This window comes from Haladaptatus sp. W1 (genome assembly GCF_001723155.1).
Lineage (GTDB): Archaea > Halobacteriota > Halobacteria > Halobacteriales > Haladaptataceae > Haladaptatus > Haladaptatus paucihalophilus.
Map to the genome: position 1 here is coordinate 1 of NZ_MEIH01000407.1, position 16162 is coordinate 16162.

General features: G+C 55.5%; 11 protein-coding genes. 1 reads left to right on the forward strand and 10 read right to left on the reverse strand.

All coding sequences use genetic code 11. The features are described from left to right. The 9 genes from BG842_RS25830 to BG842_RS25870 all read right to left on the reverse strand — a co-directional run. Nucleotides 1-373 (reverse strand): helix-turn-helix transcriptional regulator (locus tag BG842_RS25830; RefSeq protein ID WP_394327503.1); only part of this gene is annotated, 373 nt, incomplete at its 3' end. A 265-nt stretch (nt 374-638) separates the two neighbouring features. Beyond that, nucleotides 639-2876: a TrmB family transcriptional regulator gene (locus tag BG842_RS25835; RefSeq protein ID WP_069453028.1), complete on the reverse strand. Its 2238-nt coding sequence runs from the start codon at nt 2874-2876 to the stop codon at nt 639-641. A gap of 216 nt (nt 2877-3092) precedes the next feature. Continuing rightward, nucleotides 3093-3743: a hypothetical protein gene (locus tag BG842_RS25840; RefSeq protein WP_069453029.1), complete on the reverse strand. Its 651-nt coding sequence runs from the start codon at nt 3741-3743 to the stop codon at nt 3093-3095. Between the two features lie 3 nt (nt 3744-3746). Continuing rightward, a complete protein-coding gene (locus tag BG842_RS25845; RefSeq protein ID WP_007983284.1) occupies nt 3747-4619 on the reverse strand; it encodes a carbohydrate ABC transporter permease in 873 nt (290 codons plus the stop codon). Beyond that, on the reverse strand, nt 4612-5538 hold the full coding sequence (locus BG842_RS25850) for a carbohydrate ABC transporter permease (protein ID WP_069453030.1): 927 nt from the start codon (nt 5536-5538) through the stop codon (nt 4612-4614). The genes BG842_RS25845 and BG842_RS25850 overlap by 8 nt, the downstream gene beginning before the upstream one ends. A gap of 10 nt (nt 5539-5548) precedes the next feature. After that, nucleotides 5549-6919 carry an extracellular solute-binding protein gene (locus BG842_RS25855; protein WP_069453031.1) on the reverse strand — a complete coding sequence of 457 codons (1371 nt, stop codon included), beginning with the start codon at nt 6917-6919 and terminating at the stop codon, nt 5549-5551. A gap of 98 nt (nt 6920-7017) precedes the next feature. Next, complete coding sequence (locus BG842_RS25860) at nt 7018-8157, reverse strand: ABC transporter ATP-binding protein (RefSeq protein WP_069453032.1); 1140 nt, start codon at nt 8155-8157, stop codon at nt 7018-7020. 113 nt (nt 8158-8270) lie between these two features. Continuing rightward, complete coding sequence (locus BG842_RS25865; RefSeq protein WP_069453033.1) at nt 8271-10427, reverse strand: GH32 C-terminal domain-containing protein; 2157 nt, start codon at nt 10425-10427, stop codon at nt 8271-8273. Between the two features lie 150 nt (nt 10428-10577). Beyond that, nucleotides 10578-12401, reverse strand: coding sequence for a choice-of-anchor I family protein (locus tag BG842_RS25870; protein ID WP_254663492.1), 1824 nt, complete (start codon nt 12399-12401; stop codon nt 10578-10580). Nucleotides 12402-12950: 549 nt separating this feature from the next. Between BG842_RS25870 and BG842_RS25875 the strand changes: the two genes are divergently transcribed. Further along, nucleotides 12951-13889, forward strand: a complete 939-nt coding sequence (locus BG842_RS25875; protein ID WP_254663493.1) for a thioredoxin domain-containing protein — start codon at nt 12951-12953, stop codon at nt 13887-13889. A gap of 1193 nt (nt 13890-15082) precedes the next feature. Here BG842_RS25875 and BG842_RS25880 read toward each other — a convergent pair. Continuing rightward, nucleotides 15083-15841, reverse strand: coding sequence for a hypothetical protein (locus tag BG842_RS25880; RefSeq protein ID WP_069453034.1), 759 nt, complete (start codon nt 15839-15841; stop codon nt 15083-15085). Nucleotides 15842-16162 lie beyond the last annotated feature (321 nt).

Genomic DNA, 16162 nt, shown 5'->3' on the forward strand with positions numbered 1-16162 from the left:
GATACGGATAGCCCGGTCCGGGATAGGAGATTACCGGGTCGGTGAACAGCTCAATCGAAAATCCTTCCATCTCGCGTGGGAGCCATTGCCAGACCTCGCGTAGCTTTTGTTCCGTCGTCATTGCCTCACAGAGGGTCATAAACTGATCTGCAACGAACTCACCAAGTGGCGTCAGTTCGTAGGTTCGCCCGTCTCGCATAATCCAGCGACGGTCTTCGAAGTCAGAGAGTATCCGCCCCATGGTCGGCGAAGAAGCACCGGTCGCAGCCAACAGGTCGGTCCGCTCACACGCTCGTTCGCTCAGTGCGTCGAGTACGCCGACGCGATGCTCCGAGCGTGCGAGAAACGATATCTCGTCGAGTGGAGCGTGCATATTCATGCTACGCGTTGGCATACAATACTCTTACTGTCGCGGTGAGAGCGCACTTGAGAATCCCACTGTTGATACCAACTATGTCTGTTAGGGTACCGGGCTTCTTGGGAGGGCCTTTAGGTATCCCAAGACTGAAGACGGCCATTTTTCGACGTAGTCGCCGTCGTCATGCGGCCCAAACATCCCTACCAGAACCCGGTTTCTACGACTTCTCCGCGTAGATACCAAATCGTGAGGTGACGAAATGCATCGTGATGCGGGGCGATTAAGCCTCGAACAGGGTATCGTATTGGTCGAGGAGATGACGGATGGATTCCTCGGTTGGGGGAACTCCCTCGCGCATGAAACACCCCGCGACAGTATTCGCGAGGATGAGTGACGTCCCGTCGGACAGCCCCTCTGCATGGCCGAGCGTCAGCCCCGTATCGAAGTGAGCATCGGAGTTCGTGACCTGTTCGGGGTCCGGTCTCGGTGCTCGTGCGGTCACGATGCCGGATTCTCGGGCGAGTGCCGCTTCGAGAAGCGTGTGGACCACGAATTTGGAAACACCGATTTCGTTACGGAGGGTCATGGCCGTGTTCGAAAGCGAACTGTCCGTCCTTTCCTCGTTGAGGACCGTGAGAAGACGCTTTGCTTGTGTCCGGTTCGTCGTAACCGTCACGGGAACGACGTCGTCGAGGGCGCGGAGGGACTGGAGCCCATCTTTGACGAAATCCGGTGACATCTGCTGGATGTCCGCGGGCGAGATGACGACCGAGTTCGGTGGGTTTTCGAGGAGCGGCCAAATCTCATCCCGAAATCCATCCCAAACGGACGGAAGCGACGGAATGTTCGACCACGACCCGAAACCGAGGACGGTCGTCCCGTCGACGGATTCCGCGAGCGTCTCGATACCGATTTCCTCTATCACCGTGTCCCAATCCACTTGGTCGAAGTTCGGCTCGCGGAGGATGAGCTTCCCATCTTCGAACAGGATGTAATCGGCGAAGGTCGGCTCGCCTGCACTGAGGACATCGTGGGTCGAGAACACGTCTTCGAACACGGAATGTATCGGGTCGCCGAACGTTCCAAAGACGGTGAGGTCGTACCCGAAGTCGTCGAAAACTTGCCCGAGATGGACCGTGTGTCCACCGGGAATCGTTTCGGTGGGTACCCACTCGATGACCGGCACGCTGTCGCTCGCTTCGAATTCGATGAGTAGTTCCTTCAGGTCGCCGAACTTTCGCATCGATTCGTAATCACGGGACCCGTTCCGTTCCTCGACGAATTCACGCATTCGGTCGACGAACGCATCCATCCCGAGTGCGATTCGACCGTCGCCGAACTCCTCGGGAATCTCTTCTCGACACCGTCGGAGGTGACGTTCCGTTTCGTCGTCGATGGTGGCGGGATGGTCTTTCCCGCTTTTTTCCCACACGGTGAGACGGCGTGCTTGGTAGTCTTCGTACGTCGCTTTCCACCCGCCGACGGTAACAACGTCAGCTGTGCCGGAATCGTACTCCGGGTCGAGTTCGACTTTGAGCGTCGCTCTGATGTCGAATTCGGTAAAATAATACCCGGCGACCGTTCCACGCTTCGTCACCGCTTCACCGGTTCCGGTATCGTAGCCCTCGAATTCCACCTCGAAGGACTCGAGCGCCCGTTCTCGTGTCACACGTTTGAGGTCGGAAAGACAGTCCTTGAGTCGGATGTATTCCTTCGGAAACGTGGGCCAATCGGGGTCGTTCGTCGGGTTCACCGGGCGAGCGAGCGGCCAGATAGAATCGGAGAGAAACCTATCAAAAAGGAATCCGAGCTCCGGGTTCGTGATGTAGAATCCCTGCATTTCGGACGTCATCTTCCGTTTCGAGCCGTGAGTCCAGTAGAATGCACGTTCCCGATCCGCACTCACCATGAGCGGTTCGTTAGAGGTGACCCCGTGAATGTCGTCTGCAAGGGCCGAGAGTGACTCATCGAGGTAGATATCGTCGCCGTCGACATCCTCTTCCGTCAGGTCGGAAACGATGAGACGAGAATGGACGTCGGAGGGCAGAGCCGTCAGGTCGTCCCGAAATGTATCCAGGTGTTTCCGCGGGAGAAGGAGAAAGAGGCTATCCTCAGCCGATTCGATCACCTTTCGTATGTATTTCTTGATGGTCGGTTCGCTCTTGAACAGTGCGACACCGCCCTCGACTTCCTCGACCGCTTCGTGTAGTTCGTCGAGTCGCTCCTCCGTTCGCGTTATCTGTTGCTTGATGGGCGAGAGCGCTTCGGACGGGTCGATGGCGTAGGCTTTCCGCGGATAATCGTCGATGACCTCGACGAATCCCTCGTTCCGAAGGTCACTGACGGTGTCGTAGACTCGCTGTTTCGGGACGCCGCTCGACTCCGATATCTCCGTCATCGACTGTTTTCCGCCGCGGATAAGAGCGAGGTACACACTGGCCTCGTACTGAGACATCCCGATGTTCTCCTCGAGCGTCTCCTGGAGAACCGTGTCTTCCGCCTCGACCTGATCGTCCATGCGTCTACAATATTACCACATCCTAAAGGCAGTTTCGAGATGCATCACGCGCTGAAATATTTTCAAATAAAATTTTGCAAAATAATATATTTATTCCCAGTTACATCACGTAAATCGGTGGAATATCACACAAGCACACGATAATCTTCTCACCAGCGCACGTCTCGTCCCGGTCGATACGATACCGAACGGACAGTGAAGACGGAGGGTGGGTACTTACACGGCCGCCAGTCCCGAAGCCTGCCTGTTTTCGTCCGTGTATGTGTCGAACTCGTCGGTGACGATGACGTGCAACGAGAAGGCGATTCCAGCGAACAGGAGGGGGAACGCGACCATGAGCAACGCGGTCACGACGAAGGTGACAACCGTGAGAAGCGCCATCGAGAGCACGGCAGTCGGGTGGGAAGCAACCCACCGAATCCCATACCGAAGCGCACTCACCGGAGAGACGCCCCTCGCCATGGCACTGAACGTTGGAACCAGCACCAACGCGGAATACATCGCGATGTACCCGGCGATGAGCGCGATGATTTCGCCGAGCAGCATGCCCCGCGAGAGCGCCGGAATTCCGTAGAGGACCGAGATACCGCCGAAGACCACCGGAACGCCGCTGAAGACGACGCTCGCAACGCCGTTCCGTCGGAGAACCGACCCCAAGCGTGAGACATCCACCGCGTTCCGCTCCGACCGCAGGTCCTGAACGGCCGCATACGCAAGCAGCGTCGCAGGTCCGACCGTAATGACCGGAAGCAGACAAACGACCCACGCGACGCTCAGGACGACCAATCGAAGTGCGTTGCCGTAGACGAAGCTCGGCACCGCCGTGAGCGCGCTGCGAAACGCGATTTGGTCCGTCGTTTCGGCCATGTGTTATCCCGTCCCCGCTTGCATCTGGACGCTCGAGATGAGTTTATCCTGGAACAGGAGGAAGACGATGAACAACGGCATCGAGGCAAGCGCGAGCGACGTCATGATGAGGTTCGGCGAGAGTGCGTTAACCGAGCGGAGCGTGACGACGCCGATGGGGAGCGTGAAGAGCGCATCGTCGTTCAGAACGATGAGCGGCCAGAGGAACTGATTCCAACTCCAGATGAACACGAACAGCCCCAGCGCGGTCAGGATGGGCGTCGATAGCGGAAGGATCATGTGCGTATAGATACGCACCGACGAGAATCCGTCGAGACGCGCCGCTTCCTCCAGTTCCTTCGGGATATCGCGGAAGAACTGCACGAGCAGGAACACGCCGAGCGGTCCGGCCGCGAACGGCAGGATGATGGCCCAGTACGAGTTGATGAGCCCGAGGTCGTTGATCAACGTGTAGAGCGGAATGATGTTCACGTATCCGGGGATCATGAAGCTGGCCATGATGACGCCCAGCACGATGCTTCGCCCGGGCCACTCCAACCGCGTGATGGAGTAGGCGATCATCGAGTCGACGACCAACACGATGAACGTCGTAATCGAGGAGATCAACAGCGTGTTGAACGCCCACTGGTAGATGATGGGCTCTTCGATGAGGTATCGCTTCCAAATCGCGAACGTGATCTCCGGCGGGACCAGGTGGAATCCACCCTGCGAGATGAACTTCATCGGCGTCACCGATAGCTGGAACATTCGCCAGTACGGGATGAAGAACAATGCAGCCAGCCCGTACATGACGACGTACAACCCGATGCGGTAGAGCCGTTCGCTGTCGAAATATTCGGCCTGTGATTCGTCGACGGTGGTATCTGTATTACTCATTGTTCGTCCCCACGATGACGTAGTTCAGAATCGAGACGCCGACCAGGATAGCCAACAGCGTGTATCCCACCGCTGCGCCGAAGCCGAGGTCGCGCGTTTCGAATCCGAGTTGATAGAGGTACAAGACGAGGGTCTGTGTGCTTCCGGCCGGACCGCCCTTGGTCATGATGTACGGCTGGCCGAAGATCTGGAACTGGAAGATTGTCGATGCGACCAGCACGAACAGGACGGCGTTTTTCATATGCGGAAGCGTGATGTCCCAGAACATACGCCATGGCCCGGCGCCGTCGAGACGCGCCGCTTCGTAGAGTCGAGAGGGAACGTTCTGCCGCGCCGCGAGCAACACGGCGAAGTAGAACCCGGATTGCCACCAGACGGTCGTGACGACGATGATGGGCATCGCCCAGAACTTCGAGTTCAGCGGTGACCCGTCGAAGAGCCAGCCGAGCAACAGCGTCCCGATGCCGTTCTGTGCGAACATTTGGAGCCAGATGATGCCGACGACCGAAACGGTGAGCACGTACGGGCTGAAGTAGATAAACTGGAGGACACGACTCCCCTTCAGTTCCTTGTTCAGCCCCAGTGCGAGCACCATACTCACGACGAGGATGAGCGGAACGGTCATCGCGACGAACTGAATGGTGTTCCAGAATGCGTTCCAGAACATCGGGTCGTTCAACAAGCGAGCGTAGTTCGCCGCCCCGACGAACGTCGACTGCGACGGCTCGAGGAAGTTCCACTCGAAGAGGCTCATGTAAAGCCCCTTCAGCAGCGGGTACAGCAGAAAGACGCTGAACAACAGCAAGTACGGGGTCGCAAACAGGAGGCCAGCGAGCAGTTGGCGTGTCGACTGACTTCCGACCTGCTCTCGGATGGACCCGAATCGCCCCGCGGTTGTAGATGTATCGACGTTACTCATGATGAACCACCTACTGCCGATCTAAGGCTTGCTGGAGCGATGTCGCGCTGTTTTTCACACCCTTCTTCACGGACGTATTGTGAAGATACATGTCGATGAACGGGCCCCAGAACTTGTCGCTGTTGATGTGAATACCGGTCCGTGGCTGGTACCGAACCTGTTTGTCCTTTACCATCTCGTACATGGTCGAGATGGTGTCGAACTCCGTCCAGAGCTTCGTGTTCTTGACTTTCTTCGAGGTCGCCACGGATTTCGCGGCCGGGAGGTGACCGCCAGCGGATGCCCACAGGGTGTTGTTTTGGGTCGCGAATTCCGCGAACTCGACGGCCGCTTTCTTCTCTTCCTCGGTGTGATTCGAGTTCGTCGGGAAGTACAGCGAATTCGACTCGGCCCACGCGACGTCGTCGCCCTCTCCGGGGAACATGAACGGTTTCTGGAACGTAAAGGAGAGATCGGACGGAATCTCGCCGTTCTCGTTCTCGAAGTTGTTGACCGACCACGTTCCGGCGATGAACATGCCGAGTTTGCCCGAGACGAAATCCTCCACGCGCGCGGATTCGCTCTGGAACTTCTGGGAGTCCCAGCCGAGTCTCCCGGTGATATCGTTCATGAGCTGGGCCGTTTCCATCCCTTTCTTGTTGTCGAATGCGACTTTGTAGTCCCCCGGCTCACCGGTGAGGACGTTACCGCCCGCTTGCGTGAGTGCGATGATGTATGCACGGTACGCCGCTTGCCCTGCTTTCCAGTTGATGAACGAGAAGGGACGGGCGTCAGTTTTCTTCTTGATAGTGTTCGCAGCGTTCGAGAAGGAATCCCAATCGGAAAAGTCCGGGTCGACACCCGCTTTCTCGAGGACTTTGTCGTTCGTGTACAGCCCCTTGCCGTGAACGTCGATGGGAAGGGCGTAGGTGTTCCCGTCTATCTTGGTGTTCTCGCGTGCGATATCGAAGTATGCGCTCTTCGACTTCGACGAGAGGTAATCGTCGATGGGGTCCGTAATCGGTTTGAGATGCCGACCGTACGAAGCGTAGTAACTGGCAATGTGTGGTGCATTCCCGGAGTTGACGGCGGTAAACAGCTTGTTGAGGAAACTGCCGAACGGAACGCTTTGCGCATTGATGTGGATACCGTTGTCCTTTTTGTTGAATTCGTTGACCAGTTCCGTCATCTCCTTCTTTTCCTGCGCCCCGAAGTACATCCAGTAATCCACGTTGACATCACCGGATTTCCCCGAGTTATCCGAATCCGACCCGCCACCGCCGGTGAGTCCGCTACACCCCGCGAGGGCGGTCGTCAACACTGCACCGCCCGTCCCGATAGCGTGGCGGCGAGAGATTCGGTTTCCGTTCGATTCGGTCGTGTTAGCGTCGTTCTGCGTCATTGTATCGATTTCCGTTTTCGGTTCGTAGTCGAGTGTTCGTCACACGGTTCTGCAGATTCCACCCGCGGCGGCCGGTGGAGTCCTGTCGACCATCTCGCTCATGCGGGTGCCGACGAGTCTGGTCGTTCTTGAAGCGGCCGCTCACGGAGCAATAGATTCTCACCGGTGCGTTTATCGAACACGTGGATGTGTTCCGCCGGGAGGTCGAGAGCGACCGTCGTTCCGCTGTCGTATCGGACGTTTCCGTCGACGCGGACCGTCCATTCGTCGTCCCCCTGCGAGAGATACAGGTAGTTATCGCTCCCTTCGTGTTCGAGGACGTCGAGTCGCGCTCGAATCGGAGCCGACTGGTCCGTCGTCGCTTCGATGTGTTCGGGGCGAATGCCGAGGACGAACTCGTCGCTCGTTCCGTTCTCGCGGATCTGTTGTGCCCACTCCGATGAGATGTCATACTCGAAGCTCGGGGCGACGAGCGTCGTTCCTTGGAGTGAAACGTCGAAGAAGTTCATCGATGGCGAGCCGATGAAATCTGCGACGAATCGGTTCGTCGGTCTCGCGTACACTTCCTCGGGCGTTCCGACCTGCTGAATCGTTCCATCTCGGAGGATAACGATACGGTCGGACATCGTCATCGCCTCCGTCTGGTCGTGGGTAACGTAGACGGACGTGGTTTCGAGTTCGTTCTGAATCCGCTGAAGCTCCGTTCGCATGTGGAGTCGCAGTTTCGCATCGAGATTCGACAGCGGTTCGTCGAAGAGGAACACTTCGGGTTGACGGACGATTGCTCGTCCGGTCGCGACGCGCTGTTGTTGTCCCCCGGAGAGATTGTTGGGCTTCTTATCGAGGTGGTCTTCGATGCCCATCATCTCCGCCGTCTCCTCGACGCGCCGACGGATTTCGTCGCTACCGAGGTCGGTCGTCAATTTGAGACCATAGGACATGTTCTTCCGCACGCTCATGTGCGGGTACAGCGCGTAATTCTGGAACACCATCGCGACGCCTCGATGCTGCGGCGGGACGTCGTTGATCACCGTCTCACCGATCTGAATACTGCCGCCGGTGATGTCCTCCAATCCGGCGATCATTCTGAGCAGCGTCGACTTTCCCGATCCAGATGGTCCGACGATGGTCAGAAATTCTCCATCGCTCACCTCGAGACTGACATCGTCGACAGCGGTGACCGCTCCTGCGTCACCGTCGTATTCTTTCCGCACCTGATGTATCGATATGCTACCCATTAACATCATTGTCTTTCACCCTACTACTTGAACGTTTCTTAACTACAGTGATTAATCTTTAATCTGGAATTGTTGACAAATCTGCGACTGGTCGAAAAAGAACCCGTGCTTCGTCAGGGCGTCGTTGGATCCAGCTCCCAAACCTCGAGTGAGTCGACGACCACGTCTTTCCGCGTTGCAAAGAGGTCCACGTTGACACTGTCCGACCGTGTCGGATAGATGCGACTGGTGAGACACTGCGCATCGTTCGCGAAGACTTCGAGCACGGAGCGGTCGAGAAAGACGTGTAAACGAATCGTCCCATCCTCCGCACGTTGAATCGGCATCGTCTGTGAAGCGTCGTTGGTGTTCGGATTGGTGCTCGAATCGCTTCGGTCGACGGTGAGCAATCGGCGCGGGACGTTACAGCGAACGACGGTTCGCTCGGTATCGTCTGGTGATTGCCGAAGGACGATACCGAACTCGTGGACGTCCCGTGCATCGACGGTGAGTTCGACCTCCAACGTGTCACCCGATATCTCCTCCAGATATCCCGTTTCGGACGGTGTAATTCGGATATCTTCGTATCGGTGACATACGTCACGCAGTTGCGTGATTTCTTCCGCTACCGTGATGCGAGGATGCTGCTTGTCCGTCATCGTAACGACCCGGGGGAGCGACATCAGGCCCGACCAGCCAGCGTCCCACCGTTCCTCGCTGTCTCTGTCTTCTTTCACCCACCCGAACGAGATGGTCCGTCCCCGGTCGTCCTCGAAGGACTGTGGCGCATAGAAGGAGCCGTAATCGAGTATTCCACGATGCGTCGGTTCGAACCGATGTTCTGTCTCGTCATACTCCCCAGTGAAGTAGACGACGTTTCGATAATCGGAAACGTGCAGGAGGGCCCCTTCGTCGAATCGAAGGAGTTCCGGACACTCCCATACCGGTCCCGTTTCCCGCCAATCGCCGACGAGGAGTGGATAGCAAAACTCCCAATCTTGGAGGTCCCGAGATTTGAATAGAAGCGCCGTTCCACCTTCGTCTTCGACTCCCGACCCGATGAGTTGGTACCACGTGTCGTCGACGTTGTAGACACAGTGGTCACGAAACTCCGCGCTCCAGTCGACGGTAGAGAGGATATCGACCGACTGTGGAACGGATTTGATGATCGGATTTGATGGCTCTTTCTCCCACGAGCGAAGACCGTCATCCTCCGCGGTCGCCAGACACGGTAGTTGGTCCTTGTGTTGCCCACCGGTGTACAACAGCCGAGGAGTTCCGTCGTCATCGATAAAGCATCCTGACCAACAGCCGTGTTCATCCGGGCCCTCCGGTGTCGGTGTGAGGGCGAGCGGTTCGTCCGTCCAATGAACGAGGTCGTCGCTGACCGCATGTCCCCAGTGTATCGACCCGTGGAACGGGCCTGCCGGATTGTACTGATAGAACAAGTGATAGCGACCGTTCCACTGAACGAGGCCGTTCGGGTCGTTGAGCCAGTTCGCTGGCGGAGTAAAATGATACGCTGGTCGGTGGCGGGGGTCCCGTACGACCTCACGCATCGCCTCGAACTCCGCTTCGCCTTTCGGACGCCCCAACGTCGGCGGTACGTCTCCATCACCCGCAAGATATGACAGTGCGTTTTCGAGCAACCGTAGACGGGAAGACGAATGCGGGTCCTCGTCCGCAGACGCGTGTAGTCCGTGTCCGATACCCATGACGCGTCCCGCACCGACCTGCCAATGGAGGAGCGATTTCCGAGCGGGGTGCCGCCGTTCGGATTCGACACTCGCGGCCAGTACGTCGCCGTCGTACGGCGAGCGCTTTTCGTACTGAACGACGAGTTCCTCCGACCGGGACGTCGTGAGGAGTTCCGGTTCATCGAATCCCTCAAAGATGGGATGGTCTTCGTAGAGAGTTCGTATCAAAAATCCCCCGGAATCCATCGACCGTCGACGAACGACATCGGGACGCTGCGTTTCGATGCCCAGGGATACGGCGGCGAGGACGGCACCGTGACTCAGGAGAAGCCCCCCTCCGGATTCGACGAACGACCGTATCTCTTCGGACGCTTCGGTTCCGTCATCGAGTGGTTTCTCGCTGTGCCACCACAGAACGTCGTACGCGTCCAAATCGGTCTCCGTAATATCGTCGAGCGAAAGCAACTCCGGTCTCGACGCCATCGTCTCCCATTCATGCGACTGCAGTGATTTCTCGCCGTCTTCGGCGACGATGTACGCGACGGACTGTTGGCACTCACCGTCACCATCGGTAACACGGCCGTTAATATTCATCACTCCAGTGGTTATTTTGATAGAGGTTAATGGTTCCGCATGGTTCTAGTTATGTGATACCGATATCGAACTCGGACTGGTGCGTCTAGTGCATCTTAACCCGAATTCGACGCCTGAAAACACGAATTTTAGGGGCGGTCAAAACCCGAGTTACGTCCCAGTCAGTTCGTAGATGGTCGTCGTCCCGCTGATCTCATTTGCGACGATTAGAAGCGGGGCATCCGTGGGACTGTCCTCTGCAGAAACGAACAACAGTCCCTCGGGTGCTAGGTCGCCGGCCGCACCAGCATCAAGTCGACCACTCTCGAGCGCTTCGTTGAGGTCGGGATCTGGACCGGTAAGACCCAATTCGGCGGGGTCGAAAATTCGGTTATTCTCGTACTGAACGAATTCGGGAGCCTCGGGACGTGAGATGTCGAACACCATCACACCGCTTATCTCTTCTAAGCCGACGAACGCGTATTCGACATCATCGACAGTTCCAACCGCGATACCTTCGGGTTTCGGCCCAGACATCGGACTTTCGGCATCCAGTTCGATGGAATCATCATCGGTGTTGAACGCTGCTTTGGGAAACGTCCCGTCCTCGATGAGAGCGGCGATAGTACTTTCAATCATCGTACCGCTTTCGAACACAAGGTCGACTGTGTCGCATGTTGGTTTCCAAATCGCAAACGAGCGACCGCCGAAGATGTACAGTTCTTCAAGCGTCCCATCGGCATCGACATCACCGCGCTCGGTCGTCACCTCCAGCCCCGTTAGTGACGAAAGCGCATTTTGACTAAATTTTGTTTCGTCGACAGGTACGTCGATACGTCCATCGTCATCTGTGTCGACGCCGAACGCTCCATTCTCCTCGACCAAAAGGCCCACTTCAGAGAACCCATCATAGTCACGAGGGTCACCCTCGTTGGCGGTGACGAGATACGTCTCACCACCCACGGAGTAAGCGGCGATGGAGTCCGGTTGGTACATTCCATATAGCGGCTGGGTTTCGATATCGATCGTGCTGTCGTCTATCGCGTCGAGTGCGTTTTCTGGGAGTGAGAAATCCTTGTAACCCAGTGGGACGACTGAACGGACACACGCACGAGGAATGTCCACGATGGCGAGCGCATTGTTTTCTTGAAGGGTAACGTACCCCGTCTTCGAATCGGGAGAAACCGCGATGTATTCCGGTTCGAGGTCTTGGGAAACAGATGCGTTCGGTCCATAGATTTGGACTCCTTCCTTGCGAAGTATCCCCTTTTCCGAGTCGAATTTGCGGAATCCTGCTGTGGTGACGGTCGCGTTGTGGACTCCGCGGGAAACGTCGATGATGCTGATCGAACTCCGTGGATCGCGACTGTACGAGTCGTTGGGTTCACCCTCACAGGCCGCGAGCACTGTCGTACCATCAGGGGTGAACGTCACCATGTCTGGAAGCCGACCGACTGGTATCGTACGCAGAAGAGAGAGGTCGCTGGTGTTATAAAAGAGAATTCGACCAGGTTGCGTCTCCGGGTCGGCGGCGACAGCGACCGCAAGCAGACCATCGCGAGCAGCGGCACTGTTTACAGGACCGACCTTTTTCCATGCATCTTCAGTCCGGATTGAGTCGATAAGTGTCGGTGTCGACGGATCGGAAATGTCGAGAACATCGACACTACTTTCGTTTGCGTCCACGACGAACGCACGCTCCGTTTTAGCATCGTACGTGGGAATCTCTGCAGCATCGTCATTATACACACCCGTCTCGTATCGTCCGATCTGCGCCAATACGTTCGCCGACGTCGTATCGCGGCTATCAGACTGTGCCCCACCCACCGATGATAGGCCAGACGTCAGTATGAGCGACCCACCGACGCTGAGAAACCTTCGCCGTCCTATCGTGTGTCTTTTTGTCATCCCATTCGATTGACCACTCACCCACATATAGTCACTAGGGAATAATTTCGCAAATTCTTTCATTATTTCCATCACCTCGAAGACCACCTCGACAAGTACACTCCGAAACAGCCAATCCTGGTTTACTGAACGCTATGAGTCACCCACCAAGCGATTGGTAAAAAGTCACACACAGTGACGAGGAGGGGTTGAGGTGATAGTGCTGAAGAGGTCCACTTTTAAGTCTGGCTCGGAGGTCCTGGTAGGAAGTATCGGTGTAATTCCTCAAAGGCGACCGAAGGCCCATCTTGATTCGTTACTGTGTCACATGCCGAGAGAACCCAAATTCGAATCAGTGATGGATAAACGGAACAAGATGTAAAGATTGGTATTTTTAGTAGCTGTAAACAGTATTGTACAATAAAAACTAAATTTATACTCTCTAACTAGTTTATGCTATTATTTTATGGATGGTATTTCAGGATATTGCCGAAAAATACCGGCGGAATATGCTTCGGTTTATTGACTTCCACAGCTTTGAAACAGTTCGGGAATCGGCGGAATCGAGATGAACATTTGAACGATCTTCCACCATTTTACTCCCCCCATCATTGGAGTAACTCGATGGCGCGACAGACCTCAACGCGACGCACGTTCATGAAATCAGTATCTGCGGCGACACTCGGGCTCGGGGTGGTCGGAACCGCGAACGCAACACCATCCGTCGGCGGGGTGCCGGTTCCGGACGATACGGACGACCTCACGTACGCGACGATGGGAACGGATGCAGACAACCAGACGGCGACCGTCTTTGGCAACTTCAAGTGCCCGTACACACAGAATTTCGTCAACAACAACCTCAAGGACGTTATCGACGAGTACGTCACCACGGGACAGCTCAACGTCGAGTTCCGCGCGCTTGCCTATCAGCCGCCGGGAACGTCGTCCCACGGTTCGTCGACCTACTATATCTCCAGCAGCGACCCGCGGATTTCTGAAGTCGCACTGAGTGCGTGGAACGAGCGACCGGCCGAGTACTGGGACTTCCTCGAAACGATGTTCGACGAGCTCGTCTCGGGAACGGTTACGTACGGGGAGATGCGGAACCATCTCGACTCTGCAGGCGTCGGCGACCGTTCCGAAATCATCGGTAACGCGAAAGATGGGGACTACGACAGCGCAGTCGAGCGAACGGCCGACGTCGCCGGTACCGTCGGCGTTTCGTTCACCCCCACGTTCGAACTCGGCGGGGATACGACGGCCCCGCACCACGACACGGATTCTCTCCTCAATTGGATCGACTCCCGTCTCACCGGGTCGACCTCTACGACGCCGACGACGATCACCATCGACGGAACCGCGACGAATCGAACGACAGAATACGACTTCGCCGTCGATGGTAGCGTCGAAAAAAGCAATGCGATGGGTGCCTCGAAAGATGCTTGGGATACGGTCTCCGGATCGACGGTTAACGGCGCGGTCGGCCCGTGGAAGGACAGTTACACCATCACGGGGGAGATCACTCACTTCAACATCGAAGACGGTGCAGTCGTCTACCGAGACGGTGAGAGAGTCGACCCCCAACATCTCGGCTAACGAATCGAACAGACGGCTGTTTTAGAGGTAAGTACGGTATAGATCGCACCGAGTCGAACCAGTATAGATTTGCATTCGATGTGCTTCTCTTACTAGTACCCGCTGTCCTCTACCCCAGTAATAGGAGGATAATAATCTCACTAGATAATTTCTTATTTTCTAAGACTACCACAAAGCATTTACCGAACGTCGAGTAGGGTTCTAACGTTGCGTGGTTGCAAAGCGGGCTTGAACAGTCCCCGGGTCTGGCGCCATCACTCCTGATCCACTCAACCACGTCATTGCTTCCCGCCGAGATACGAACGTCAGTAGCGACGGCTCTCCACCCAATAAGTGCGAGACACGCTGTGGTACACTCTCGAAACGAAGAAGGACGGTGTGGATGGAAAGTCGTCTGTTTCAGTCGGTTCACATGGGAAAATTGAGACTTAGCTACTGCCGGTATTGGGACGACAGTCGAAGGCCCACCGAACGAGGACGTAAACAGCAAACCGACCCCATCGAATCCGACGTGGCTACTGTGGAACTGCATCGTGACCGTTATATCGGTGAATCTCAGAACTCAGAATGGACCGAGAGAATCGACGGGTGACAAGACGCAGGAGAATTTTCAGCGCGATTTGGAATGTATTATCTACATCGTAGGAATATAAAATAATCAAGTACATATTTATATGACAGGTTTAATTCAAAATATCACGGTGAACACCAACTATATTATCTCCTAATGAAGTAATACATCCTCAGCTATTTTCTGTCTAAGATAATGATTCAAAGAAGATAGTAGAAAAATTGGCAGACTTAATCACAATTCTGATATATCTTGTTGGTGAAAAAGAGCTTATCATGTTCGACTTCAAAGAGCAATTAACGTGCTCAAAGAGAAAGTATACTGCCCACGGTGCGAAAAAGAACAGCCAGTGGTTACGACCGTGAGCTGGCAATCGGATATGTGTCGAGTGTGTAGCACGTCTGTCGAGACCGAGTGAGCAGACACCTTGGTGAGGCGGCTGAACTCCGACATGACCAAATAGCGACGCTATCGAAGATACGAGCGATGTATTGGGTACATCGACACTACCATTGCTAGTCAGGGAGACTGCCCTGCCGAACGACCTCCGTTAGGAGTTCACGACTATCGATGAGCGGCTCAGCTCTCCAGAAACCCGACGCGAAATTAAAATATCTCTCCGTTAATGGGTCAGTCCAGCCCAATGGCGAAGCTCGATACGGTCTAGAATCCGGCGGGCCGTCGCAAGGGCTGCTAAGCCCGGATAATCAGCGTCGAGATCGGCATACAGATACACGGTGAACAGTTTCTTATTCGATCTCTTGCGGCGTCGCAGGTACGCTTGCTGGTCGTGTGTCAGCACATCCAATCGTTCCTGTATCGACGTTAGCCGATCACTTCGTTCAGCAAACGAGTACTCGCCCCGTTCGATTGCAGCGAGCTCCGTACCGATTTCAGCCAACGAACTACAAAGTTCTTCGAGTTGTTTCCGCTCTTTTATCAGTAACGGGAACGTTTGTTGTCGGCTTTCGAGAGCTTCTTTGGTGGCGTCTTGCAGTTGGTCCATGAGGAGTTGTGACCACGTCGCTGACCCACCTGCCACTCCGGCTGCTACCTCGGGACCGAATTCGTTTCCGAGACTCTCGAGAACGGTTTCCTTGCCGTACTCGTCTTCCCAGTGGGAAACCGAGAGCACTGTTTCGCGGTATGCAGTTTGAATGGCCCCCTGCAATGTCGGTGAACTTCGTGATTGAGATTGAACGGTACCTTGCAGTCCCCCACCATCGGTTTGGTAAGGGTGTGGCGAAATCTTATCGAGTCGATCGAGAAAGTCCTCAAATGCGTCTGCTTCGGCTTGCACTTGAGATTCTTCTTTCTCGATGAGTTGCTGCGCTTCCGAAATTTCGGTGCGGTTGATGAGCTCGATTCCACTTCGAGACATTGTTAATCAGTAACACACTACTGGGGGGCAGCTATTATACTTTATTGGCCAAAAAACAACAATAAATTATGTCAAAATAGACATGATTGCGTTGATAACGAGACATCCATCTTCGTCGCCCCGTCCAGTAGTAAATGTCCACCAGGATAAACCACTGCTGCTCGTCGGTATCGAGAACGTGCTCACGGTGTTGCGAATCGCATCGCCAAATCCCACTGTAAGTGATAATGAGGTGTACGTGGCGGTCGATTCGGTGACTCACATTGCGAACACGAACACCCCTCGTATCGAGTGAAAGTCCGAGAACTTCAGACCGGGCGC